A 21,106-nucleotide genomic window follows, 5' to 3' on the forward strand; every position below is an offset into this window, starting at 1 on the left:
GGCGCTTCAGTCGTCCTCGGGGCGCATGGGAATGTCGCCCATCGCCTCGTCGTCTCGCAGGCCGCGCGCGGCCTTCAGCAGCTCGATCGACAGGCCGTCGCCCCGGCCCGCGAAGCCCTTGGCGATGCCTTCGAGCACCGTCGACAGGCCTGCTTCGCCGTCGTCGCGGGCATCCATGCTGATGTTCAGAACGCGGGCCGCCATCTGGCGGTAGGTGACGGCGCCCGCGGCTTCCAGCGCGGCGACCAGGTCGAGGTACAGCGCAAGGTTCATGTCGAACACGAGCTTGGGCGTTATCTCGAAATCCCCGTTCTTTTCGTTCATGCGTGGCTCCTTTGTTCCTGAGTCGCCACTCTGCCAGAAAACGCGCGGCCTGCCCCGTCGGACGCGGACGCATTCAGCGCGCGCGGGTGCCCATCAGCGCGGCCGAGATGATCAGGATCGCCGCGAGCGCGATGCTCCACGTCAGCGGCCGGCCGGTCACCGCGAGCAGCAGCGCGGTCGAGGCCAGCGGCGTGATGTAGCTCAGGATGCCGATCTGCCGCGCGTCGCCGCGCTTGAGCGCCATGTCCCACAGGAAGAAGGCCGCGCCCAGCGGGCCGAGGCCGCACAGCACCAGCAGCAGCCAGTCGCGGCCCGACAACACGGCCGGTGTTTCCAGCACGGCGTGGCAGGCCAGCGCCAGCAGGCCCGAGACCAGCCCGAACAGGCCGATGGCGGAAGTAGGGAAGGCTGGCACGCGCTTCGTCCACAGCGAGTAGCTGGCCCAGATCACGGCCGAGGCCAGCGCGGGCAGGAAGCCCCAGTACGTGGTTGCCGGCCCGGAGGCCGCGGCCCCCTGTGCCCCGAGGATCGCCGCCGCAGCGCCCGCGAACCCGAGCAGCGCCGCCACCACGTGCACCGGCCGCAGCGACATACCGGTCAGCAGCACCGGCGCCAGCACCACCATGAGCAGCGGCCACAGGTAATTGACGAGGTTGGCCTCCACCGGCGGCGCGATCCGCAGCGCCATGAACAGCAGGAAGTGATAGCCGAACAGGCCGTAGATGCCCAGCGCCAGTGTGAGCGGCGGCACCTTCCATGCGCTGCGGTCGCGCAGCACCAGCGGCCAGCTCGGCACGCTGCCGACGATCAGCGCGATGCCGGTCGTGAGGAACGGGGGCAGGTGAGACAGCGAGGTGCCCAGCGAGGCGAGCGTCGCCCAGAGCGCAATGGCGAGCAGGGCAAAGAAAGTGGACGGCATGGCCGGCGAGGCTACGCGATGCGCCCGTCGCGCAATGCCGGACTGTCGTCGCGCAACGACGGTTTGCGGCGCGACCAGCGGTGAAATCAGCGGCGCAGCGCGGCGGTCAGCGCCGACGGCGAGCGGTAGCCCGTGCGGCGCGCCGTCTCGGCCACGCCCATGCCGCCGAGCCGCAATTCGCGCGCATGCGCCAGCCGCAGCGAGCGCAGCCAGTGCATCGGGCTCGTGCCCTGCTCTTCGCGGCAGCGCTGCGCGAACTGGCTCGGGCTCAGGCAGACGACATCGGCCAGGTCGGCCACGCCCAGCGGTTCGTGCCAGCGGGCCCGGGCCCAGTCGGCGAGCAGGGGCCAGTCGATGCGCCGGCGACGCGAATCCGAAGAAGCCGGCGCTGGGCTCCATGCCTCCAGCAGCAGTGCGGGGCCGTGCAACAGGGCCAGGGCCGAGGCCTGCGGCTGGCTGATGCATTGCGCCAGGTAGCGCGCCAGCGTGTGCAACTGCGGCGCGCCGGGCGGTGCGCGCTCGGCGCAGCGCGCCCATGCCGGCTGCGTGGTGTCGAGCACCAGGCACAGGCTGCCGTGCTTGCGCGCGTTGAAGTCGTGCCGCTCGCCCGGGGCGATTACCTGCGCTTCGCCTGCGCCGATGCCGCAGCCGCGGCCCTCCACTTCGATCTCGAGCACGCCGCCCAGGCCGATCAGCACCTGGAAGTGGTCGTGCGCGTGGCTGCCATGCGAGTGGCCATAGTCGCGCAGGGCGAGTTCATGGCGGGGCTGGTGGAGCGGCTGGGAGGAAGCGGGGGCATGCATGGGCTGCAGCGGATTGTCCGCGCAGCCCCGGCCGTGCCACAAGCAGGATCGATCAGCCCTCGTCGGCGTCGTCCCGCACGGCCTGTCCGTTGACCCGCACGGCCTCGACCACGCGCCCATTGCCGGTTGCCAGCGGCTGCGTGCGGCCCTCGGCCCGCACCTTGTCGCCGACCTTGAGGGCCAGCCGCGCCAGTCCGTCGGGCTTGGTGTGGACGAAGTCGCCGGTGTCCAGCACCACGCCGTTGGCCTCTCCGTGGCGCGCGTAGTTGAAGCGCACCACCTTGCCGTCGATGCTTCCGGCGGTGTCCACCTGGCGCGGCGCCTTGCCGTCGACCGAGGCCAGCCGTTCGAACCGGTAGACCGTGTGTTCGGCATCGCCCTTGGGCGAGGGGCCTTCTTCGATGCCCTCGATCACCAGCGCCTGGCCGGACTTCAGGCCGGCGAACGCGGCCGCCGCGTCTTCGTCGTGGCGCTCGAAGACGAACTGCGTGGGCACGCCGTCGGTGTCGATCAGCACGCCTTCGATGCGGCCCTTGGGGCTGTAGATCAGATGCTGGAAACGGCCTTCGACCGACCAGACGTCGAGGGTGTCGTGAGGATGTGGCATGGAATGTCCTTTTTGAGTGTGGTTGTGAAACGGAAAACGCGATCAACCGAGCCGCAGCAGCACCGCCGATGCCGCGCACACGATCAGGAAGGGAATGCTGATGCGATGGAACTCGCGAAGCCCGTGCGGCACCTTGGCCAGCCGCAGGGCGATGAGGTTGGCCAGCGAGCCCAGCACGCAGCCGAAGCCGCCCACGCTCACGCCCGCCGCCAGCGCGGGCAGGTCGTGCACGTAGCGGTCCAGCAGGATGGTGGCCGGCACGTTGCTGATGAACTGCGAGGTGACGATGGCCGCGAGGTACGCGCGCCAGCCCTCGGCAATCGGCCACTGGCCGACCAGCGAAGCCACCGCCGGCAGTTCGGCGAGCTGTCGCAGGTCGACGAACATCAGCGCGATGATGGCGAGCAGCGCCCAGTCGACGCCCAGCAGCACGCGGCGCTGGAACAGCAGGTAGGCGACGAACACCACCGCCAGGCCGGCCAGCAGCCAGTGCCGGTCGAGCGCGACGACGAAGCCCACGAACAGCACGCCCGACAGCGCCAGCAGCCTCGGCTGCACCGGTGCGGCCTCGGCCGCCGGCTTGAGCGCGATGGCCGTGCGCGGCACCAGAAGCCACACGGCCACGAACAGCCAGAAAAGCATGACCAGCACTGTGGGCGCCATCATCAGCATGAAGCCGCCGAAGCTTTCGCCGGTGCGATGCCACAGGTACAGGTTCTGCGGATTGCCGATGGGCGTGAGCGCTGATCCCGCGTTCACCGCCAGCGCCTGGAGCACCACCAGCCGCGCCAGCGGCAGGTGCGCCTGCGTGGCCAGCACGCGGGTGAGTGGCACCAGCAGGAACAGGCTCACGTCGTTGGTGACCAGCGCCGACAGCACGGCCGCCGTGGCGGTGAGCAGCAGCGCCAGCTGGCGCAGATCGGTGGTGCGCGCCAGCAGCCGCTGGGCGGCCGACTGGAGCATGCCGCTCTTCTCCACGCCCTGCGTGATGGCGAGCAGCCCGGCCAGGGCGCCCACGGTCTGCCAGTCGACCAGCTTGAGCCAGTCCATCGGCGCGCGCGGGCGCATGAAGGCGAACAGCACCGCCACCGCCACCAGCACCCAGAGCAGGCCGTTGCCGCCGCTTTCGTGCGTTGCGGGAGCGTCGGCTGGGGAAGCGGCGGACGAGGAGGAAGATGCCAGGGTCGGCGCGGTGTCTTTGGTCATGGAGCGGCGGTGGTCAGTGCGGAGGCGGCCGGCACGTTCGCCATCGAACGGCGCCTGTCGCGAGTTTCCGGCATTGCGAGCGCGAACAGCGTCAGCGCAGCGGCCGCGATGCCCGCCAGCATCACGAAGGCCGTGCCGTAGCCGGCCAGGTGCGCGACCGTGCCCGCCACCAGGTTGCTGAGCGCCGCGCCCAGTCCCACGCAGGCCGCGCCGATGCCCAGCGCGAAGTTGAAGTGGCCGCTGCCGCGCGTCAGGTCGCCGATCATCAGGGTCAGCATCACGCCGAAGATGCCCGCGCCGATGCCGTCCAGCACCTGCAGCGACAGCAGCGCGGCCGGGCTGTCGGCCAGCAGGTACAGCAGCCCGCGCACCGGCAGCACCGCGAAGCCGGCCAGGAATATCGGCTTGCGCGCCAGCCGCGGCGCCCAGCGTCCGACCGCCAGGGCGATCGGAATGGTGACCAGCTGCGTGACGATGACGCCGCCCGACAGCCACAGCGTGGCCGAGGTACCGGCCTGCGTGCCGACCTTCTGCGCCACCAGCGTGAGCATGGCGGCGTTGGCCAGGTGGAACAGGAAAGCGCAGACCAGCAGCACGATGAAGCGGCGGTCGTACCAGCGTGCGTTGGAACGCGGCGCGTCGGCCTCATCGTGATCGGCATCGGCGCCGCGCGCCAGCTTTGGATCGACGTCGCGCTTGCGGATCAGCATGGCCGCAGCGATGGTTGGCAGCGCCATCGCCACCGCATAGAAGAACATGGCATGCGGGCCGAACGCGTGGCCTACCCAGCCGGTGCCCAGCGCCCACAGCACCGTGCCCGCCGCGGTGATCGCTGCGTTGCGGCCGACTCGCGCATCCAGCCCGGCGCGGCCCACCATGCCCAGGCTGACGGCCGCGATGGCAGGCGCCACCAGCGTGCCCGCCGCGCCGATGAGCGACTGCCCCGCCAGGATCACGCCGTAGCCCGGCCAGTTCGCCATGACCACCAGGCACACCGCGATGAGCGAAATGGCGCCGGCGATCCAGCGCGGCTTGTGCCGCGCGCTGTCGATCAGCGCGCCGGCCGGCGCCTGCACCAGCAGCCCCACGAGCGCCGAGACGAACATAACGGTGCCGATGCGCTGCGGGTCCCAGGCCAGCGTGCCGGCCATGAAGACGATCAGGAACGGGCCGACGCCGCCCTGGATGTCGGGCGCGAAGAAGGCCAGTGCGTCGAGTGCGCGCAGGCTGCGGCGCGAGGGTGCGGCGGTAGTGGTCATGGCGGGCCGGACGTGAAGATCAGGAGGCCGGCACCGGCGCCGGCGGGGCCATCAGCGGCGCGGGCGGCGCGGGCGGGGTGGGCGGGGTGGGGCCCGCGCCCCTCGGACCGCGAGGACCGCCGGGGCCGCGCGGCGCGGGTTCCAGGCCCGGTCCGCCGAAGATCTCGCGCACAGTGTCTGCGCTCGTGCCCAGGCTGGTGGCTTCCAGCGCCGTGCCCTGCGCGCCGCGCGTACCCCAGCCGCGCGCATGGAGCTGCGCACCGGGCTTCAGTTGCGCGCCGTACATGGCGCCGATGTGCGGGGGGAAGCGCACGGTGGTCTTGTCCGCGAGCAGCACGCCGCGCACGTCGCCGCGGTCGGTGTAGAGCAGTCGTTCGATGCGCCCGCCCGCCGACAGGGCGACCAGCGCGCCCGGATCGCGCGGCTGCGGCGGGGCCATGCCGGGCGCCGGAGGCTGGTCGGTCAGGCTGCGGCCGTTGGCGGCGAGGGCTTGCATGCGCACCACCGGCACGTTGGGCGCGCGCCAGCCGCTGACCTGCACCGTGTCGCCGGGCTTGAGCATCTGCATCACCGCGGCCGAGAGATGCGGCGGAAATGCGACCTGCGTGCCGTCGCTCAGCAGCAGGCCGTCGGCCTCGCCGTTCGGGTTGATCAGCCATTGCTGCACGCGGCCGCTGGCGACGGTGCCCGCTTCCGGCGCGGCGGGCGGCAGGGGTGCGGTGGCGCCGAGTGGCGGCGGGGGCACCGGGCCGCCGGGCGGCGGCGGTACCTGGGCGAGGGCGGCGCTGCTCGCCAGCAGGCAGGCGGCGGCGAGGAAGGTAATGCGATGTGTCATGGATGGCTCCTTGAGGGGTGGATGCCCAAAGACATCTCACACAACGTGCCAGCCCACGAATCCTTTTAAATCAACGACTTGCGTGTGTCTGGCAGCTTGCCATCGCATGATCCGGAGACACCGGGTGTCCGGTTTGCGGACACCCGCGGCTCATTCGAGCCCGTACTGCGCCAGCTTGCGATACAGCAGCTGCCGGTGAATGCCCAGCCGGCGTGCCGTTTCGGCGCGGTTGCCCTGCGTCTGCGCCAGCGCGTGCGCGATCAGCAAGCGCTCGAGCCTCTCGACGGCGGCTGGCAGTTCGCCCTCGAGCCAGTCGGCGGGCAGCGTGGCGGGTGCTTCGCCGGGAGCCGCGGCACCGAGCGCGAGGTCCAGGTCCGCGCCGCCGATCACGCGGTGCCGCACCAGCGCATGGCAGCGCTCCATCACGTTGCGCAGCTCCCGCACGTTGCCCGGCCACGGGTGGCTCAGCAGCCGCTGCGCCGCCTCGGCCGACAGCGCCTTGGACACGGCATCGGGCGCGCCTTGCAGAGCGGCGCGGCGCAGGAAGTGCTCCGCCAGCGGAATGATGTCCGCCAGACGCTCGCGCAGCGGCGGCATGCGGATCGACAGCACGTCGAGCCGGTACAGCAGGTCTTCCCGGAAGCGGCCTTCGCGCACGGCGGCGGCCAGGTCACGGTGCGTTGCGGCGACCACGCGCACGTCGACCTTCACCGTCTTGTGGCTGCCAAGCGGCGTGACCTCGCCCTCCTGCAGGGCACGCAGGATCTTGGCTTGGACATCCAGCGCCATGTCGCCGATCTCGTCGAGCAGCAGCACGCCGCCGTCGGCCGCGCGAAAGCAGCCGGGCCGCTCGCCGGTGGCACCCGTGAAGGCGCCGCGCACATGGCCGAAGAGCTCGCTTTCGAGCAGCTCCTTCGGAATGGCCGAGCAGTTGACGGCCACGAACGGCTGGCCGGCGCGGGCCGAATGGCGGTGCAGGGCGCGCGCCACCATTTCCTTGCCGGTGCCCGTTTCGCCGAGCACCAGCACCGGCATCGAATTGGCGGCGGCCAGGCCGATGCGCTTGTGCACCTCGCGCATGGCCTGGCTCGGGCCGATCAGGTCGCTGTCGTCGTCCCCTGCCGTGGTGGCGGACGGCGAGGCCGCCGTGTGCTGCTGCAGCGCGCGTTCCAGCACCTCGCGCACCGCCTCGCGGCTGATCGGCTTGGCCAGGTGGTCGAAGGCGCCCAGGCGCATCGCCTCGATGGTGTTGCCCGCGCTCGAAAAAGCCGTGAGCACGATCACCGGCGGCAGCCGCGCCAAGCGCGCCTGCAGGGCGGCGAGTGTCTGCAGGCCGTCCATGCCGGGCATGCGGTGGTCGAGGAAGACGGCGTCGAAGCGTTCGCGCGACGCCGTCTCGATCGCCTCGGCGCCACTCGCGACTGCAACTGTTCCGTGGCCCAGGCCCTCCAGCGTCTCGGCCAGCGTGTCGCGGAAGGCGTCGTCGTCGTCGACGATCAGGAGATGCGCCATGGAAGCTCCAGTTCGAATCGTGCACCCGGCGTCAGCGGCACGTGATGCAGGTCGCCGCCGTGCGCCAGCGCCACCTCGCGCGCCAGCGCCAGGCCCAGCCCGGTACCGTCGGCGCGCCCGGTGGCGAAGGGCTCGAACAGGCTGGCCTGCAGCGATTCGGGCACGCCGGGGCCGTCGTCGTCCACGCGGACGGCCAGCGTGCGTGGGTCGGGCTTCAGGGCCGAGAGCACCACGTGGCCGCCGCGCGGCGCATGGCGAACGGCGTTGTCGAGCAGGTTGTCGACCGCGCGCGCCAGGTGCACCGAATCGAACATGGCGCTGGTGGGCATGTCGTGATGCAGCGTGACCTGCACGCCGGCGGCATCGGCCTTGGGCACCACGGCGGCCACGCGCTCGTCGAGCCAGCGGTGCAGCACCACTTCCACCGGTGCCAGTGCCACCGGTTGAACCAGCGCGAGCAGGCTCTGCACCAGGCCGTCGAGCCGGTCGATCTGCCCGACGATGGCCTGCAGCGCTGCGCCCTGCCGTTCAGGCGTGGCGGCCAGCGCGTTCTCGGCCTTCAGCCGCATGGTGGCGATGGGGTTGCGGATCTCGTGCGCGATGCCGCCCGTCATGCGGCCCAGCGCGGCCAGGCGCTGGTCGCGGCTGCGCTGCTGGGCGGCCGCGCGCAGATGCGTGCGGGCCTCTTCGAAGCGCAGTCGGTAGTGGTTGAAGCCGTCGACGATTCGGTCGAGCTCGCGCACGCCTGTGCGGGGAAGTTCGGGCACGGCGCCGCCGTCGGCGTCGGCCTGGATCAGCCGGTTTTCCAGGCGCTGCACATGGCGCAGTCCGCGCAGCAGGATGAAGCCCAGCCACAGGCCCGAGGCCAGCACCAGCACCAGCAACACGCCCAGGCCGGTGCGCAGGCTGTCCTGGGCGGCCAGCGCGCCGCCGCTGGTGCGCGTCATGGTCCAGGCGGCCAGGTCATTGCGCGGGGTTGCCAGCGGGCAGGCCGAGACGATCAGCGCCTCGCGGCTGCCGCGCACCACGTCGGTCTGCGGCTGCTGCGTGCGCGCCGCGAGCTGCGCCAGCTCGGCGATCAGCGGCTGCTCGGCCGCGGGCACGTCGCGCTTGACGCCGCTGCCTTCGTAGGTGGGGTAGGCGTAGGCCAGGTGGCCGCCGCTGGCTTGCCATACGCCGCCTTCCACGTGGGGCGCCTCGATCAGCACCAGCTGCAGCAGCACCTGCAGCAGGTCGACCTGCGGCTGGGCGGCCGGGGGGGCGGTGGCCGAGCGGACATAGCGCGCCGCGATGGCCCGGCACGACTGCTCGGTGGCGGTGCGCCCCGCCGCCACCTGCGCGCCCGCGCTGCTGCGGTACAGCGTGAGCATCACCACCGCCAATGCGGCGCACATGCCGAACAACAACACCCAGAAAAAGAGCAACTGACCGCGTAGAGATTTCATCTGCCGCAATCGTGCCCTGTTTTCAGGGCTTCGGCGTGTCAGCTGCGGTCGCGTTCGCGCAGCTCGCGCTTGAGCACCTTGCCGATCGCGCTGCGCGGCAGTTCGTCGATGAAGCTCAGCCGCGCCAGCCGCTGGGTCTTGCCGAGCTGGTCGTTGGTCCATTGCAGCAGCGCGGCTTCGGTGGTGGCGTCGCCCTCGCGGCGCACCACGAAGGCCACCGGCGTCTCGCCCCATTGCTCCGACGGCACGCCGACCACCGCCGCGTCGGCCACCGCCGCATGGCCGCGCAGCACGGCCTCGAGGTCGCTCGGATAGATGTTGAAGCCGCCGCTGATGATCATGTCCTTCTTGCGGTCGAACAGCGTGAGGAAGCCCTCGGCGTCGAAGCGGCCCACGTCGCCGGTGCGGATGAAGCGCTTGCCGGTGGCGTCGAACCACTCGGCCTCGCGTGTCTTCTCTGGCTGGCGGTGGTAGCCGGTCATCATGCCGGCCGAATGGCCCACCACCTCGCCGGCCACCTCGGTGTTGTCGCGCGGCAGTTCGTTGCCTTGCTCGTCGATCAGGCGGATGTCGCTGCCCTCGGCGGGCCGGCCCACGGTGTGCAGCTTGGTCGGGTTCAGGTGCGCTTCCAGGATGCAGGTGCCGCCGCCTTCGGTCATGCCGTAGAACTCGACCAGCCCGCCGGGCCAGCGCTTGAGCACGTCGGCCTTGAGCGTGGCGTTGAAGGGCGCGCTGGTGCTGAACTTGTGGCGGAAGGAGGAGAGGTCGTGCTCGTCGAAGCGCGGGTGCGCCATCAGCCGCTGGTACTGTACCGGCACGAGCATGGTGTGCGTCACACGGCGCTGCGAGGCCAGCTGCAGGTAGCCGAGCGCGTCGAACTTGGGCATCAGCACCACGCAGCCGCCGAAGGCGATGGTGGGGAAGAACACCACCAGCGTGGTGTTGGAGTAGAGCGGCGTCGACAGCAGGGTGACGGTGTCGGGGCTGTACTCGTACCTGGCGCCGCGCTGCACATGGGCCCAGCGCATGCCGTGGCCCTGCACGATGCCCTTGGGCTCGCCGGTGGTGCCCGACGAATAGATGATGTTGAACGCCCACGATGGCTGCGCCTCCACGGGCGCGGGCCGCGTGCCGGCCGGCGCGAGCCAGCCTTCGAAGCCGCGGCCCACGGCGGAGCCGTCTAGCGCGATGCGCGCAATGCCGCCTTCCCTGGCAGGGCCGATCACCTCGGCCGCCGATGCGTCGCTGAACAGGATGCGCGCCTCGGCGTCCTCGATCATGCGGGCCAGGCTGGCGGGCGTGGAGCCGGGCGCCAGCGGTGCCACCGCCACGCCCGCGCGCAGTGCGCCCAGGAACACCGCCGCATAGTTGACCGACGACGACGCGCATATCGCGATGGCGTCGCCGGGCTTGAGACCGTCGCGCTGCAGGCTGGCGGCGATGCGGTCCATCAGCGCGTCCAGCGCGCGGTAGTCCAGCGTGTGGCGGGCGTCGGCCAGCGCGGCGTTCCCGGGCGTGTGTTGCGCATGGAGACGGACCAGGTCGGCAATGGCGCCGAAGTTGCGTTCCATCGCGGCTTGAACGGCAGGGTGCGTTTGCAAAATCATTCCTTCTTCTTGACCAACCAAAGGGCAGGATAGCGAAATGTTTACGCTTTCGGCCAGCGCCTTGGCGACCTCGAGGCTTCAGGGCGCAGCCGTCAGCCAGCGCTCAGGATGGCCGGTCCACGATGCCTCGTCACCATCAGCAAACAGGGAGCTTCTCGTGCACATCATCTGGACGATCCTGATCGGTTTCATCGCGGGGCTGATCGCCCGCGCCGTCTTGCCGGGCAACAACTCGATGGGGTTCATCCTCACGGTCATCCTGGGCATCGCCGGGTCGCTGGTGGCGACCTATGCAGGACAGGCCCTGGGGCTGTACGCTGCGGGCGCGGGTGCCGGCTTCATCGCCTCGGTGATTGGCGCGGCCCTGCTGCTCGGGGTCTGGCATCTCGTGACCCGCTGACAAGGAGTTCCACATGGGTCTACTCGACATCCTCCAGCAGGCCATCGGCGGCAACAGCAGCCCCGAGGCCCACATCGACCAGGTCACGCAGCACGCTTCCACCGACGAGGTCGGCGCGGGGCTCGCGGCGGCCATGCGCTCCGACCAGACGCCGCCTTTCGGCAACATGGTCGGGCAGCTGTTCGGCCAGTCGTCGCCGCAGCAGCAGGCCGGCGTGCTCAACCAGATCCTGGCCACGCTCGGGCCGGCGGCCGCGTCGGCGCTGGCGGGCGGCGTGCTCGGCCGCATGCTGCAGCCGGGCCAGACACAGATCACGCCCGACCAGGCCTCGCAGCTGTCACCCGCGCAGGTGACCGAAATCGCCGCGCATGCCGAGCAGCAGCACGCGGGCGTGATCGACGAGGTGAGCCAGTTCTATGCGCAGCACTCGGGGCTGATCAAGACGCTGGGCGGCGCGGCGATTGCCATTGCGCTGGCGAAGATGAAAGAGAACGCCACGCGCGGCTGAGGGCGCGCGGGCTGCTGGCTCACTCGTGGTGAGTCGCCGCCTGCTGAGCCGCATGCGCCTGCTGGTCGGCGTGGTAGCTCGACCGCACCATCGCGCCCACGGAGGCGTGGCTGAAGCCCATCTTGTAGGCCTCTTCCTCGAACATCTTGAAGGTGTCCGGGTGCACGTAGCGGCGCACCGGCAGGTGCGAGCCCGACGGCGACAGGTACTGGCCGATGGTCAGCATGTCGATGTCGTGGGCGCGCATGTCGCGCATGACCTGCAGGATTTCTTCGTCGGTCTCGCCCAGGCCGACCATGATGCCGCTCTTGGTCGGCACGCTGGGGTGCAGCGCCTTGAACTTCTTCAGCAGGTTCAGGCTGAACTGGTAGTCGCTGCCCGGGCGCGCTTCCTTGTAGAGGCGCGGCGCGGTTTCCAGGTTGTGGTTCATCACGTCCGGCGGCGCGGCCTTGAGGATCTCGAGGGCGCGGTCGTCGCGGCCGCGGAAGTCGGGCACCAGGATCTCGATCTGCGTCATCGGCGAGAGCTCGCGGATGTTCTTGATGCAGTCGACGAAGTGCTGGCTGCCGCCGTCGCGCAGGTCGTCGCGGTCGACGCTGGTGATCACCACGTACTTCAGGCGCAGCTTGGCGATGGTCTTCGCGAGGTTGAGCGGCTCGTCCTTGTCGAGCGGGTCGGGGCGGCCATGGCCCACGTCGCAGAACGGGCAGCGGCGGGTGCACTTGTCGCCCATGATCATGAAGGTGGCGGTGCCGTTGCCGAAGCATTCGCCGATGTTCGGGCACGAAGCCTCTTCGCAGACGGTGTGCAGGTTGCTCTCGCGCAGGATCTGCTTGATCTCGTAGAAGCGCGTGGTCGGGCTGCCGGCCTTGACGCGGATCCATTCGGGCTTCTTGAGCACCTCGCCGCCCTGCACCACCTTGACCGGGATGCGCGAGAGCTTGGCCGCTGCTTTCTGCTTGGCCAGGGGGTTGTAGTTTTCGGCGCTTTGCGCGTCGCGGACGACTTCTGTGGTGCTCATTGGTATGTCAAGGCGCCAGGAAGGCGCGGAGCTTCTGGCTCAGCACCGTGGCGGCTTCTTCCCATGTGGTTTGAATGCCGATTGTAGAAAGGTCGACCGTTTGCAGCCCCGCGTAGCCGCAAGGGTTGATGCGGGAGAAGGGTTCGAGGTCCATGTCGACATTGAGCGCCACGCCGTGGTAGGTGGCGTGGCGGCTCACCTTGATGCCCAGCGCGGCGATCTTGCCGAGACCGCGAAACGGGTCGGCGGCGGGCAGCGGGCCCGTCAGCGCTGAGCCAGGCGAAGGCGGTGCTTTCAGCATCGCGTGCGAAAACGGGTCGTCCAGCCGCACGTAGATGCCCGGCGCGCCCTGCACGCGGTGGCCTGTCACGCCGAAATGGGCGAGGGTGCGCAGCACCGATTCCTCGATGCGGTAGACGTATTCCTTGACGAAGTAGCCGGCGCGCCGCAGGTCGATCAGCGGATAGGCCACCACCTGGCCGGGGCCGTGGAAGGTGACCTGGCCCCCGCGGTCGGTCTGCACCAGGGGAATGGCGCCGGGGTTCAGGATGTGGTCCTGCTTGCCGGCGATGCCCTGGGTGAACACCGGCGCGTGCTCGCAGACCCACAGCGCGTCGGGCGTCCCGGGCGTGCGGTCGAGGGTGAACTGCTTCATGGCCGCGAAAGTGGTCGCGTAGTCGACGCGGCCCATCGGGTGCAGCTCGATGGCGGGAACGGTGGCGGTGTCTGTCATGGCGTGGCCTGCCGCGCGGGCAGCCTGCGGGTCTCGCCGATGGCGAGCGTGAAAAAGGCGTCGTCCGCCACGCCCTGGGCCTTGCGGGCTGCGGCAAGGTCCTTGGGTGGCTGGTCGAGGGCTTCGTCGGTGAGCGAGAAAGTGCCCCAGTGCACGCCCAGGCTGCGCCTGGCATGCAGTTCGCGGTGGATGCGCACGCTTTCGTCGGGGTTGACGTGCTGGTCCTTCATGAACCAGCGGGGCTCGTAGGCGCCGACGGGCAGCAGCGCGAGGTCGAAGCCGCCACCTTGCGCGTCGGCCTGGCGCGGCGCGAGACGGGCCTGGATATCCGCAAAATCCTTCGAGTAGCCGGTGTCGCCGGAATAGAAGACGTGCAGCTTTGGCGAAAGCAGCGCGAATCCGCCCCAGAGCGTCTTCATGCGGTCGCCGAGGCCGCGCGCGCTCCAGTGCTGCGCGGGTGTCAGGAACACCTGCACGGCGTCGCTGTTTGCGCCAGCTGCGATGCCCGCGCCGTTGCGCTGGACCAGCGCCTGCGCGGAAGGTGCGGAAGGCGTGGCCGGCAGCGTGACGCTGTCCCACCAGTCGAGCTCCACCGCGTTTGTGATGCCGCGCTCCGCGAGCCACGGCTTGATGCCCAGCGGCACCACGAACAGCGGCGGGCCGCCGGCCTGCGCATTGAGCGCTTTCACGCTGTCTTCGTCGAGGTGGTCGTAGTGGTTGTGGCTGATCAGCACGAGGTCGATGCGCGGCAGGTCCTTCAGGGCCACGCCGGGCGGCTGGAAGCGCTTCGGTCCCGCGAAGGAGACAGGCGAGGCGCGCTCGCCGAACACCGGGTCGGTCAGAACGTTGAGGCTGCCGTTCGCAGTCGGCACCTGCACCAGCACGGTGGCGTGGCCGATGAAGGTGGCGGCGGGCCGGGCCTGTGCGCCGGTGTTCGACGCGATGAAGGCGAGGTCTGGCGCGACCACCGGCGGTGGCGCTTCGGGCGCGGGCGGCAGGCCCTTGAACCACGAAGGCAGCTGCCAGCCCAGCAGCACGTCGGTGAAGAAATTCTTCGGCTTGAACTCGACGTAGTTGTCCTGGAAGCCGTCGGGCCGGTGGTGTCTGCGGCTGGCGTCGTAGTACGGGTTCGGCGGCGTCGAGCAGGCGGCCAGCAGGCCACCCGCGCAGAGCGCCGCCGCGACGTGCCGCAGACGGGTCAAAGCACGACCTTGACCTGCGGGTGCGACGACAGCGCGCGGTACAGGTCGTCGAGCTGTTCGCGGCTGGTGGCCGTGACGGTGATGGTCACGCCGAGGTAGTTGCCGGCCTTGCTGTCGCGCAGTTCGACCGTGGTGGCGTCGAAGGTCGGGTCGAAGCGCTCGGCGATCTGCGTGACGGCATGCACGAAGCCGTCGACCTTGGCGCCCATCACCTTGATCGGGAACTGCGAGGGGTACTCGATCAGCGACTCCTTGCGCGGGTCGGGAATCGAGGTGGTTTCGGTGGTGGTCGTGTTGTCGGTCATGCCGGGACTCCGTGCTTCTGTGCGTTGCGTAGCTTGGCCTGCTGATAGGCCGCGTACAAGCTCTTGTAGATGGGGCCGGGGTGGCCGTTGCCAATAGCCTTGCCGTCGAGCGTGACGACGGGCAGCAACTCCTTGCTGGCCGAGGAAATCAGCAGCTCGTCGGCGGCGAACACCTCGTCGCGCGAGATGCGGCGCAGCGCGAACGGAATGCCTTGCTCCTCGCACAGGCGCTCCAGCAGGCCGTAGCGGATGCCGGTCAGCACGAGGTTGTCCCTGGGCGGCCCGGCGAGGATGCCGTACTTCACGATCCACACATTGCTCGACGAAGCCTCGCTGAGCCAATCGCCGCGGAACATGACGGTCTCGGCCGCGCCGGCCTCCACGCTGATCTGCCGCGCGAGCACGGCGCCCAGCAGGCTGGTGCTCTTGATGTGGGCCTTCTGCCAGCGGAAGTCTTCCGCCGTCACGCAGGCCACGCCCTTGGCGCGGATGGCCTCGGAGATGGGCGGCAGCGGGTTCACCATCACGAACACCGTCGGGCGAATGCCGCGCACCATCGCGTGGTCGCGCGGAGCCACGCCGCGTGTCACCTGAAAGTAAACGGATTGTGGCGCTTCGCCGCCGGGGGCGACCAGGCGCATCACGATTTCGCGCCACTGCGCGAGCGAGAGCGGATTCTCGATCTGCAGCTCGGCGAGCGAGCGGTCGAGGCGGGCCATGTGCTCCTCGAAACAGAAGGGTTGGCCGAAGTAGACGGGGACGTATTCGTAGATGCCGTCGCCGAAAATGAAGCCGCGGTCCAGGACGCTGATCTTCGCGTCGCGCAGCGCGGTGTACTCGCCATCGAGGTAACAAAGCGTGGCGGGCAGGGCGTCGGTGATAGGGTGCATGAAGGAATTATGGTTGCGTGCGCCGGGTCGGGCTCGCGTCAGGGAATGCAGGAGCGATTTGCATGCGCGACACGTGGGGTGGCGGGATGGGTTGGGTTTTTACTTATAATCAATGGCTTTGTAGAAATTCTGGGTCGTCATCCGGGCTTCATTCAAAATGAAAACAATCGCCCGACAAGACTCGGAGGTCGCTGAAGACCTCGACGCAGAATTCAAGCCGTTGACCGCCGAGGAGGCGCGTGAACTGCGTGCAAGGAACCCTTCGATCTCCCCCTGGCGGGTGGTCGTGGGGCAGTTGGTTGTCGGTCTGCTGGTGGCTCTGGCCATCTGGGGACTGACGGGGAGGCAAAATCTGGGTTGGTCCGCCGCTTATGGTGCGATCGCGGTGGTCATTCCATCGGCGGTATTCGCACGAGGGCTGACCGGTCGGTTTTCTTCCCTGAATCCGGGCACTGCGGTGTTCGGATTCTTCCTGTGGGAAATGGTCAAGATGGCCTTGTCGGTGGCGATGCTGATCGCTGCGCCAAGGCTGATTACGGCGCTGAGCTGGCCAGCAATGCTGGTCGGCCTGGTGGTGACAATGAAGGCGGCCTGGTTGGCGGTGATGTTCTCGCCCCGGCGCCGGAAACAGAGAGACGAGTAACGGAATGGCTGCTGAAAACGCTGCGGAACATAGTCAGACCGCGGGTGAATACATCGTTCACCACTTGACGCACCTGCAAAGCTCCAAGCCTGGAGGTGTGGCTGACTTTACGGTTTTCAATTTCGACTCGCTCTTTTTCTCGATCTCGCTCGGCATCCTGGGCTGCTGGCTGCTGTGGCTTGCCGCACGCAGGGCCACTTCGGGCGTTCCCGGCCGTTTTCAAGCGGCGGTCGAGCTGCTGGTCGAAATGGTCGATCAGCAAGCCAAGGGCATCGTTCACAACGCCACGAGCCGCAAGTTCGTGGCCCCGCTGGCACTCACGATCTTCGTCTGGATCTTCCTGCTGAACGCGATGGACCTGTTCCCGGTCGATCTGTTCCCGGCAATCTGGGCCAAGATCTTCGGCCTCGCCGGCGAAGACCCGCACCACGCCTACCTGCGCGTCGTGCCCACCGCCGACCTCTCGGTCACCATGGGCATGTCCGTGGCCGTGCTGCTGATCTGCATCTACTACAACATCAAGATCAAGGGCGCTGGCGGCTGGATCCACGAGCTGTTCACCGCACCCTTCGGCAACCACTGGGCGCTGTACCCCTTCAACTTCGCCATGCAGATGATCGAGTTCGTCGCCAAGACGGTCTCGCACGGCATGCGGTTGTTCGGCAACATGTACGCCGGTGAACTGATCTTCCTGCTGATCGCCCTGATGGGCGGTGCCTGGTCCATGTCGGCCACCGGCATCGGCCTGGCCATCGGTCACATCATCGCGGGCACGGCCTGGGCCATCTTCCACATCCTGATCATCACGTTGCAAGCCTTCGTGTTCATGATGTTGACGCTGGTCTACATCGGCCAGGCCCACGATCACCACTGATCATCAGTTTTCGTTTCTGTTTTTGTTTTTCTCTTCAACCAAAGTCCTCTAGGAGTCATCATGGAAGTTATTAGCTTTGTTGCACTGGCCGCCGGCCTGATCATCGGTCTGGGCGCTGTTGGCGCATGTATCGGCATCGGCATCATGGGCAGCAAGTACCTCGAGTCGGCCGCACGTCAGCCTGAACTCATGGGTGAACTCCAAACCAAGATGTTCCTGCTGGCTGGTCTGATCGACGCCGCTTTCATTATCGGCACCGGTATCGCCCTGTGGTTCGCAACGGCCAACCCGTTCCTGTCGCAAATCGCCAACCTGCCGAAGTAAGTCTTTCTCGTCGGACCTGCGTCGTCGTTCTCTAGAGTCCCTAGCGAATGGCTTCGATTCAATCCCATAGAGAGGGTGAAAAGTGAGCATTACCGGTACCCTGATCGTTCAGATGATCGTGTTCCTGATCCTGGTCGGGTTCACGATGAAGTACGTGTGGCCGCCGATCGCGAAGGCGTTGGACGACCGCGCTGCGAAGATCGCCGAAGGCCTCGCTGCAGCCGACAAGGCCAAGTCCGAGCTGACCGCCGCCAACAAGCGCGTGGAAGCCGAACTGGGCCAGGCACGCAACGAGTCCGCACAGCGTCTTGCCGACGCCGAACGTCGCGCCCAGGCCATCGTTGAAGAGGCCAAGGCCCGCGCGACCGAGGAAGGCAACAAGATCGTTGCAGCCGCACGCGTCGAAGCCGACCAGCAGGCACTGAAGGCCCGTGAGGCCCTGCGCGAGCAGGTCGCCGCTCTGGCCGTCAAGGGCGCGGAGCAGATTCTGCGCAAGGAAGTGAATGCAGGCGTTCACGCCGATTTGCTCGCCCGTCTGCAGACCGAACTCTGATAGAAGCCATGGCAGAACTCGCCACCATTGCACGCCCCTACGCCGAGGCGCTCTTCAAGGCGTCGTCGTCCGACCTCGCCGGTACCAGCGCCTGGCTTGAAAAGGTTGCCGCCATCGCGGCCAGCCCGGAGCTCAAGCAGTTCGCCGAGAACCCCAAGGCCACGGCCGAACAGGTGATCGGCGTGGTCGCCGGTGCATTCGGTGCACCGCTTGCTGCTCCTGCCCAGAACTTCCTGGGTGCGCTCCTCGAGAACGGACGTTTTTCGGTGCTGCCGGAAATTGCGAAGCAGTTCCGGGCACTGGCCAACGCGAAGAGCGGTTCGTCCGACGCCGTTGTCTACAGCGCCTTCCCGATCGATGCCGCGGCCCTCGCCAACGTGTCGGCCGCGCTCGAAAAGCGTTTCGGTCGCAAGCTCCAGGTCACGGTCCAGCAAGAGCCGGAACTGATCGGTGGCATTCGTGTGGTGGTCGGCGACGAGGTGCTCGACACCTCCGTCAAAGCGCGCCTTGAACAAATGAAAGTTGCGCTGGCGGCCTGACGGTCTCCATCGCCTTACAAAGAAAGAAGGAAAGAGTCATGCAACTCAATCCCGCAGAAATTTCCGAACTGATCAAGAGCCGCATCGAGGGCCTCGGGGTCAGCGCCAACATCCGCAACGAAGGCACCGTGGTTTCGGTGACTGACGGCATCGTGCGCGTGCACGGCCTGTCGGACGCGATGCAGGGCGAAATGCTCGAATTCCCGCCGAGCGCAGACGGCACGCCGTCGTTCGGCCTCGCACTGAACCTCGAGCGCGACTCCGTCGGCGCCGTGATTCTGGGTGAGTACGAGCACATCTCCGAAGGCGACACCGTCAAGTGCACGGGCCGCATTCTTGAAGTGCCGGTCGGCCCCGAGCTCATCGGCCGCGTGGTGAACGCACTGGGCCAGCCGATCGACGGCAAGGGTCCTATCAACGCCAAGATGACCGACGTGATCGAAAAGGTCGCTCCCGGCGTGATCGCACGGAAGTCCGTCGACCAGCCGATGCAGACCGGCCTGAAGTCCGTCGACTCGATGGTGCCCGTCGGCCGCGGCCAGCGCGAGCTGATCATCGGCGACCGCCAGACCGGCAAGACCGCAGTGGCCATCGACGCGATCATCAACCAGAAGGGTCAGAACATGACCTGCGTCTACGTTGCGATCGGCCAGAAGGCTTCGTCGATCAAGAACGTGGTGCGCGCTCTCGAACAGGCCGGCGCGATGGACTACACCATCGTGGTGGCGGCATCGGCTTCCGAATCGGCAGCCATGCAATACGTGTCGGCCTACTCGGGCTGCACGATGGGCGAATACTTCCGCGACCGCGGCCAGGACGCACTGATCGTCTATGACGACCTGTCCAAGCAAGCCGTTGCATATCGCCAGGTCTCGCTGCTGCTGCGCCGCCCGCCAGGCCGCGAAGCCTACCCCGGCGACGTGTTCTATCTCCACAGCCGTCTGCTCGAACGCGCAGCCCGCGTGAATGCCGACTACGTCGAAGCCTTCACCAAGGGTGAAGTCAAGGGCAAGACCGGTTCGCTGACCGCACTGCCGATCATCGAAACGCAAGCCGGCGACGTGTCCGCCTTCGTTCCGACCAACGTGATCTCGATCACCGACGGCCAGATCTTCCTGGAAACCAACCTGTTCAACGCCGGTATCCGCCCCGCCATCAACGCCGGTATCTCGGTGTCGCGCGTGGGTTCGTCGGCTCAGACCAACCTGGTGAAGAACCAGTCCGGCGGTATCCGTACCGACCTGGCGCAGTACCGCGAACTCGCGGCCTTCGCCCAGTTCGCATCGGACCTGGACGAAGCCACCCGCAAGCAGCTCGACCGCGGCGCCCGCGTGACCGAACTGCTGAAGCAGACCCAGTACAGCCCGCTGCCCATCTCGCTGATGAGCGCCACGCTGTTCGCGGTGAACAAGGGCTTCATGGACGACATCGACGTCAAGAAGGTGCTCTCGTTCGAACACGGCTTCCACCAGTACCTGAAGTCGAGCCACGCCTCGCTGCTGGAAACGATGGAAAAGCACGGCGCCAAGTGGGACGTCAAGCCCGCCAAGGCCGACGACAGCGACGCCAAGAAGGCACTCAAGAAGACCTGCCAGGACGCCGAAGCCGAACTGCTGGCCGCCGCCACTTCGTTCAAGAAGTCGTTCGCCTGATCGACGCAAGAAGGAGCTCTCATGGCAGCTGGTAAGGAAATCCGCGGCAAGATCAAATCGGTGGAAAACACCAAGAAGATCACCAAGGCCATGGAAATGGTCTCGGTTTCCAAGATGCGCAAGGCGCAGGAACGCATGCGCGCCGCTCGCCCCTACAGCGAAAAGATCCGCAACATCGCGGCCAATCTCGGCAAGGCGAATCCGGAGTACACCCACGCGTTCATGAAGACGACCGAGGCCAAGGGCGTCGGTTTCATCATCGTGACCAGCGACAAGGGCCTGTGCGGCGGCTTGAACACCAACCTGCTGCGTGCAGTGACGGCCAAGCTGCGCGAAGCGCAGTCGGCCGGCAACGTGGTGGAGTCGGTGGCTATCGGCAGCAAGGGCCTGGGTTTCCTGAACCGCATCGGCGCCCGCGTGGTGGCCCATGTGACGCAGCTGGGCGACACGCCGCATCTCGACAAGCTCATCGGGCCGGTCAAGACGCTGCTCGACGCCTACGCCGAAGGCAAGCTGTCGGCCGTGTACCTGTGCTACACGAAGTTCATCAACACCATCAAGCAAGAGCCGATGGTGGAGCAGTTGCTGCCGCTCAAGGCCGAGACGCTGCAGACCGAGTCGGGACACCATTCGTGGGACTACATCTACGAACCCGACGCGCAAAGCGTGATCGACGAGCTGCTGGTGCGCTACGTGGAATCGCTCGTGTACCAGGCCGTGGCCGAGAACATGGCGTCCGAGCATTCGGCGCGCATGGTGGCCATGAAGGCCGCAACGGACAACGCGGGCAACGTGATCAGCGAGCTGAAGCTGGTCTACAACAAGACCCGCCAGGCCGGCATCACCAAGGAACTGTCGGAGATCGTTTCCGGCGCCGCGGCCGCCGCGGGCGTTTGATGGTTGGCGGGCAATGGAACTGGCCACATTGCCTGCCGTGCGCGCTTC

The 21,106-nt window shown here is 67.8% G+C and carries 24 protein-coding genes; 9 read left to right on the forward strand and 15 right to left on the reverse strand.

All coding sequences use genetic code 11. From position 1 onward, the window contains the following. Positions 1-6: 6 nt before the first annotated feature. The 10 genes from ACQY8B_RS26920 to ACQY8B_RS26965 form a co-directional block, all read right to left on the reverse strand. Positions 7-324: a hypothetical protein gene (locus tag ACQY8B_RS26920; protein WP_422084711.1), complete on the reverse strand. Its 318-nt coding sequence runs from the start codon at positions 322-324 to the stop codon at positions 7-9. Positions 325-397: 73 nt separating this feature from the next. Next, entirely contained in the window at positions 398-1,243 is an 846-nt protein-coding gene (locus tag ACQY8B_RS26925; protein WP_422084712.1) for a DMT family transporter, read from the reverse strand. 86 nt (positions 1,244-1,329) lie between these two features. Beyond that, positions 1,330-2,046, reverse strand: a complete 717-nt coding sequence (locus ACQY8B_RS26930) for a helix-turn-helix domain-containing protein (protein WP_422084713.1) — start codon at positions 2,044-2,046, stop codon at positions 1,330-1,332. Between the two features lie 52 nt (positions 2,047-2,098). Continuing rightward, positions 2,099-2,653, reverse strand: coding sequence for a hypothetical protein (locus ACQY8B_RS26935; RefSeq protein WP_422084714.1), 555 nt, complete (start codon positions 2,651-2,653; stop codon positions 2,099-2,101). A gap of 42 nt (positions 2,654-2,695) precedes the next feature. Then, positions 2,696-3,859: an SLC13 family permease gene (locus ACQY8B_RS26940; protein ID WP_422084715.1), complete on the reverse strand. Its 1,164-nt coding sequence runs from the start codon at positions 3,857-3,859 to the stop codon at positions 2,696-2,698. Further along, positions 3,856-5,118: an MFS transporter gene (locus tag ACQY8B_RS26945; RefSeq protein WP_422084716.1), complete on the reverse strand. Its 1,263-nt coding sequence runs from the start codon at positions 5,116-5,118 to the stop codon at positions 3,856-3,858. Before ACQY8B_RS26945 ends, ACQY8B_RS26940 begins: the two co-directional genes overlap by 4 nt. Positions 5,119-5,137: 19 nt before the next feature. After that, a complete protein-coding gene (locus ACQY8B_RS26950; protein WP_422084717.1) occupies positions 5,138-5,953 on the reverse strand; it encodes a hypothetical protein in 816 nt (271 codons plus the stop codon). Positions 5,954-6,103: 150 nt separating this feature from the next. After that, positions 6,104-7,465, reverse strand: coding sequence for a sigma-54-dependent transcriptional regulator (locus tag ACQY8B_RS26955; RefSeq protein WP_422084718.1), 1,362 nt, complete (start codon positions 7,463-7,465; stop codon positions 6,104-6,106). Continuing rightward, positions 7,450-8,910, reverse strand: coding sequence for a sensor histidine kinase (locus ACQY8B_RS26960; protein ID WP_422084719.1), 1,461 nt, complete (start codon positions 8,908-8,910; stop codon positions 7,450-7,452). Before ACQY8B_RS26960 ends, ACQY8B_RS26955 begins: the two co-directional genes overlap by 16 nt. A gap of 38 nt (positions 8,911-8,948) precedes the next feature. Then, positions 8,949-10,481: a class I adenylate-forming enzyme family protein gene (locus ACQY8B_RS26965; RefSeq protein ID WP_422089117.1), complete on the reverse strand. Its 1,533-nt coding sequence runs from the start codon at positions 10,479-10,481 to the stop codon at positions 8,949-8,951. A 193-nt stretch (positions 10,482-10,674) separates the two neighbouring features. Here ACQY8B_RS26965 and ACQY8B_RS26970 point away from each other — a divergent pair, with 193 nt between their 5' ends. Then, positions 10,675-10,917, forward strand: a complete 243-nt coding sequence (locus ACQY8B_RS26970) for a GlsB/YeaQ/YmgE family stress response membrane protein (protein ID WP_081266107.1) — start codon at positions 10,675-10,677, stop codon at positions 10,915-10,917. A gap of 13 nt (positions 10,918-10,930) precedes the next feature. Then, positions 10,931-11,425, forward strand: coding sequence for a hypothetical protein (locus ACQY8B_RS26975; protein WP_422084720.1), 495 nt, complete (start codon positions 10,931-10,933; stop codon positions 11,423-11,425). A gap of 19 nt (positions 11,426-11,444) precedes the next feature. Here the strand turns inward: ACQY8B_RS26975 and lipA are convergent, their stop codons facing one another. From lipA to ACQY8B_RS27000, 5 genes are read right to left on the reverse strand one after another with little or no spacing between them, the layout of a single operon-like run. Further along, complete coding sequence (lipA, locus tag ACQY8B_RS26980; RefSeq protein WP_422084721.1) at positions 11,445-12,446, reverse strand: lipoyl synthase; 1,002 nt, start codon at positions 12,444-12,446, stop codon at positions 11,445-11,447. Positions 12,447-12,453: 7 nt separating this feature from the next. Then, on the reverse strand, positions 12,454-13,179 hold the full coding sequence (lipB, locus tag ACQY8B_RS26985; protein WP_422084723.1) for a lipoyl(octanoyl) transferase LipB: 726 nt from the start codon (positions 13,177-13,179) through the stop codon (positions 12,454-12,456). Beyond that, complete coding sequence (locus ACQY8B_RS26990) at positions 13,176-14,381, reverse strand: MBL fold metallo-hydrolase (protein WP_422084724.1); 1,206 nt, start codon at positions 14,379-14,381, stop codon at positions 13,176-13,178. Before ACQY8B_RS26990 ends, lipB begins: the two co-directional genes overlap by 4 nt. Continuing rightward, entirely contained in the window at positions 14,378-14,686 is a 309-nt protein-coding gene (locus tag ACQY8B_RS26995) for a YbeD family protein (RefSeq protein ID WP_081266103.1), read from the reverse strand. The genes ACQY8B_RS26990 and ACQY8B_RS26995 overlap by 4 nt, the downstream gene beginning before the upstream one ends. Next, positions 14,683-15,576: a D-amino acid aminotransferase gene (locus ACQY8B_RS27000; protein WP_422084725.1), complete on the reverse strand. Its 894-nt coding sequence runs from the start codon at positions 15,574-15,576 to the stop codon at positions 14,683-14,685. Before ACQY8B_RS27000 ends, ACQY8B_RS26995 begins: the two co-directional genes overlap by 4 nt. A 157-nt stretch (positions 15,577-15,733) precedes the next feature. Between ACQY8B_RS27000 and ACQY8B_RS27005 the strand changes: the two genes are divergently transcribed. The 7 genes from ACQY8B_RS27005 to atpG all read left to right on the forward strand — a co-directional run bounded on the left by ACQY8B_RS27005 (position 15,734) and on the right by atpG (position 21,058). Then, a complete protein-coding gene (locus ACQY8B_RS27005) occupies positions 15,734-16,219 on the forward strand; it encodes an ATP synthase subunit I (RefSeq protein WP_422084726.1) in 486 nt (161 codons plus the stop codon). Between the two features lie 4 nt (positions 16,220-16,223). Beyond that, the gene (gene atpB / locus ACQY8B_RS27010; RefSeq protein ID WP_422084727.1) at positions 16,224-17,093 is read left to right on the forward strand and encodes a F0F1 ATP synthase subunit A; all 870 of its coding nucleotides are present in this window, start codon (positions 16,224-16,226) and stop codon (positions 17,091-17,093) included. A gap of 60 nt (positions 17,094-17,153) precedes the next feature. Then, on the forward strand, positions 17,154-17,417 hold the full coding sequence (atpE, locus tag ACQY8B_RS27015; RefSeq protein WP_019657641.1) for a F0F1 ATP synthase subunit C: 264 nt from the start codon (positions 17,154-17,156) through the stop codon (positions 17,415-17,417). 82 nt (positions 17,418-17,499) lie between these two features. Next, complete coding sequence (locus ACQY8B_RS27020) at positions 17,500-17,970, forward strand: F0F1 ATP synthase subunit B (protein ID WP_081266099.1); 471 nt, start codon at positions 17,500-17,502, stop codon at positions 17,968-17,970. An 8-nt stretch (positions 17,971-17,978) separates the two neighbouring features. Beyond that, complete coding sequence (locus ACQY8B_RS27025) at positions 17,979-18,509, forward strand: F0F1 ATP synthase subunit delta (protein WP_081266098.1); 531 nt, start codon at positions 17,979-17,981, stop codon at positions 18,507-18,509. A gap of 38 nt (positions 18,510-18,547) precedes the next feature. Beyond that, on the forward strand, positions 18,548-20,161 hold the full coding sequence (atpA, locus tag ACQY8B_RS27030) for a F0F1 ATP synthase subunit alpha (RefSeq protein ID WP_106936601.1): 1,614 nt from the start codon (positions 18,548-18,550) through the stop codon (positions 20,159-20,161). 21 nt (positions 20,162-20,182) lie between these two features. Beyond that, complete coding sequence (atpG, locus tag ACQY8B_RS27035) at positions 20,183-21,058, forward strand: F0F1 ATP synthase subunit gamma (protein WP_081266096.1); 876 nt, start codon at positions 20,183-20,185, stop codon at positions 21,056-21,058. Positions 21,059-21,106 lie beyond the last annotated feature (48 nt).

The organism is Variovorax sp. (assembly GCF_965279555.1).
Taxonomy (GTDB): Bacteria; Pseudomonadota; Gammaproteobacteria; order Burkholderiales; family Burkholderiaceae_C; genus Variovorax.

What these genes read in the sequence shown, in the direction of transcription:
- ACQY8B_RS26935 (WP_422084714.1), bottom strand. Translation starts at nt 2,653, where the DNA reads ATGCCACATCCTCACGACACCCTCGACGTCTGGTCGGTCGAAGGCCGT.
- ACQY8B_RS26955 (WP_422084718.1), bottom strand. Translation starts at nt 7,465, where the DNA reads ATGGCGCATCTCCTGATCGTCGACGACGACGACGCCTTCCGCGACACG.
- ACQY8B_RS26940 (WP_422084715.1), bottom strand. Translation starts at nt 3,859, where the DNA reads ATGACCAAAGACACCGCGCCGACCCTGGCATCTTCCTCCTCGTCCGCC.
- lipA (WP_422084721.1), bottom strand. Translation starts at nt 12,446, where the DNA reads ATGAGCACCACAGAAGTCGTCCGCGACGCGCAAAGCGCCGAAAACTAC.
- atpA (WP_106936601.1), top strand. Translation starts at nt 18,548, where the DNA reads ATGCAACTCAATCCCGCAGAAATTTCCGAACTGATCAAGAGCCGCATC.
- ACQY8B_RS26920 (WP_422084711.1), bottom strand. Translation starts at nt 324, where the DNA reads ATGAACGAAAAGAACGGGGATTTCGAGATAACGCCCAAGCTCGTGTTC.
- ACQY8B_RS26960 (WP_422084719.1), bottom strand. Translation starts at nt 8,910, where the DNA reads ATGAAATCTCTACGCGGTCAGTTGCTCTTTTTCTGGGTGTTGTTGTTC.
- atpG (WP_081266096.1), top strand. Translation starts at nt 20,183, where the DNA reads ATGGCAGCTGGTAAGGAAATCCGCGGCAAGATCAAATCGGTGGAAAAC.
- ACQY8B_RS27005 (WP_422084726.1), top strand. Translation starts at nt 15,734, where the DNA reads ATGAAAACAATCGCCCGACAAGACTCGGAGGTCGCTGAAGACCTCGAC.
- ACQY8B_RS26995 (WP_081266103.1), bottom strand. Translation starts at nt 14,686, where the DNA reads ATGACCGACAACACGACCACCACCGAAACCACCTCGATTCCCGACCCG.
- ACQY8B_RS26965 (WP_422089117.1), bottom strand. Translation starts at nt 10,481, where the DNA reads ATGGAACGCAACTTCGGCGCCATTGCCGACCTGGTCCGTCTCCATGCG.
- ACQY8B_RS26945 (WP_422084716.1), bottom strand. Translation starts at nt 5,118, where the DNA reads ATGACCACTACCGCCGCACCCTCGCGCCGCAGCCTGCGCGCACTCGAC.
- atpB (WP_422084727.1), top strand. Translation starts at nt 16,224, where the DNA reads ATGGCTGCTGAAAACGCTGCGGAACATAGTCAGACCGCGGGTGAATAC.
- ACQY8B_RS27000 (WP_422084725.1), bottom strand. Translation starts at nt 15,576, where the DNA reads ATGCACCCTATCACCGACGCCCTGCCCGCCACGCTTTGTTACCTCGAT.
- ACQY8B_RS26925 (WP_422084712.1), bottom strand. Translation starts at nt 1,243, where the DNA reads ATGCCGTCCACTTTCTTTGCCCTGCTCGCCATTGCGCTCTGGGCGACG.
- atpE (WP_019657641.1), top strand. Translation starts at nt 17,154, where the DNA reads ATGGAAGTTATTAGCTTTGTTGCACTGGCCGCCGGCCTGATCATCGGT.
- ACQY8B_RS26975 (WP_422084720.1), top strand. Translation starts at nt 10,931, where the DNA reads ATGGGTCTACTCGACATCCTCCAGCAGGCCATCGGCGGCAACAGCAGC.
- ACQY8B_RS27025 (WP_081266098.1), top strand. Translation starts at nt 17,979, where the DNA reads ATGGCAGAACTCGCCACCATTGCACGCCCCTACGCCGAGGCGCTCTTC.
- ACQY8B_RS26930 (WP_422084713.1), bottom strand. Translation starts at nt 2,046, where the DNA reads ATGCATGCCCCCGCTTCCTCCCAGCCGCTCCACCAGCCCCGCCATGAA.
- lipB (WP_422084723.1), bottom strand. Translation starts at nt 13,179, where the DNA reads ATGACAGACACCGCCACCGTTCCCGCCATCGAGCTGCACCCGATGGGC.
- ACQY8B_RS26950 (WP_422084717.1), bottom strand. Translation starts at nt 5,953, where the DNA reads ATGACACATCGCATTACCTTCCTCGCCGCCGCCTGCCTGCTGGCGAGC.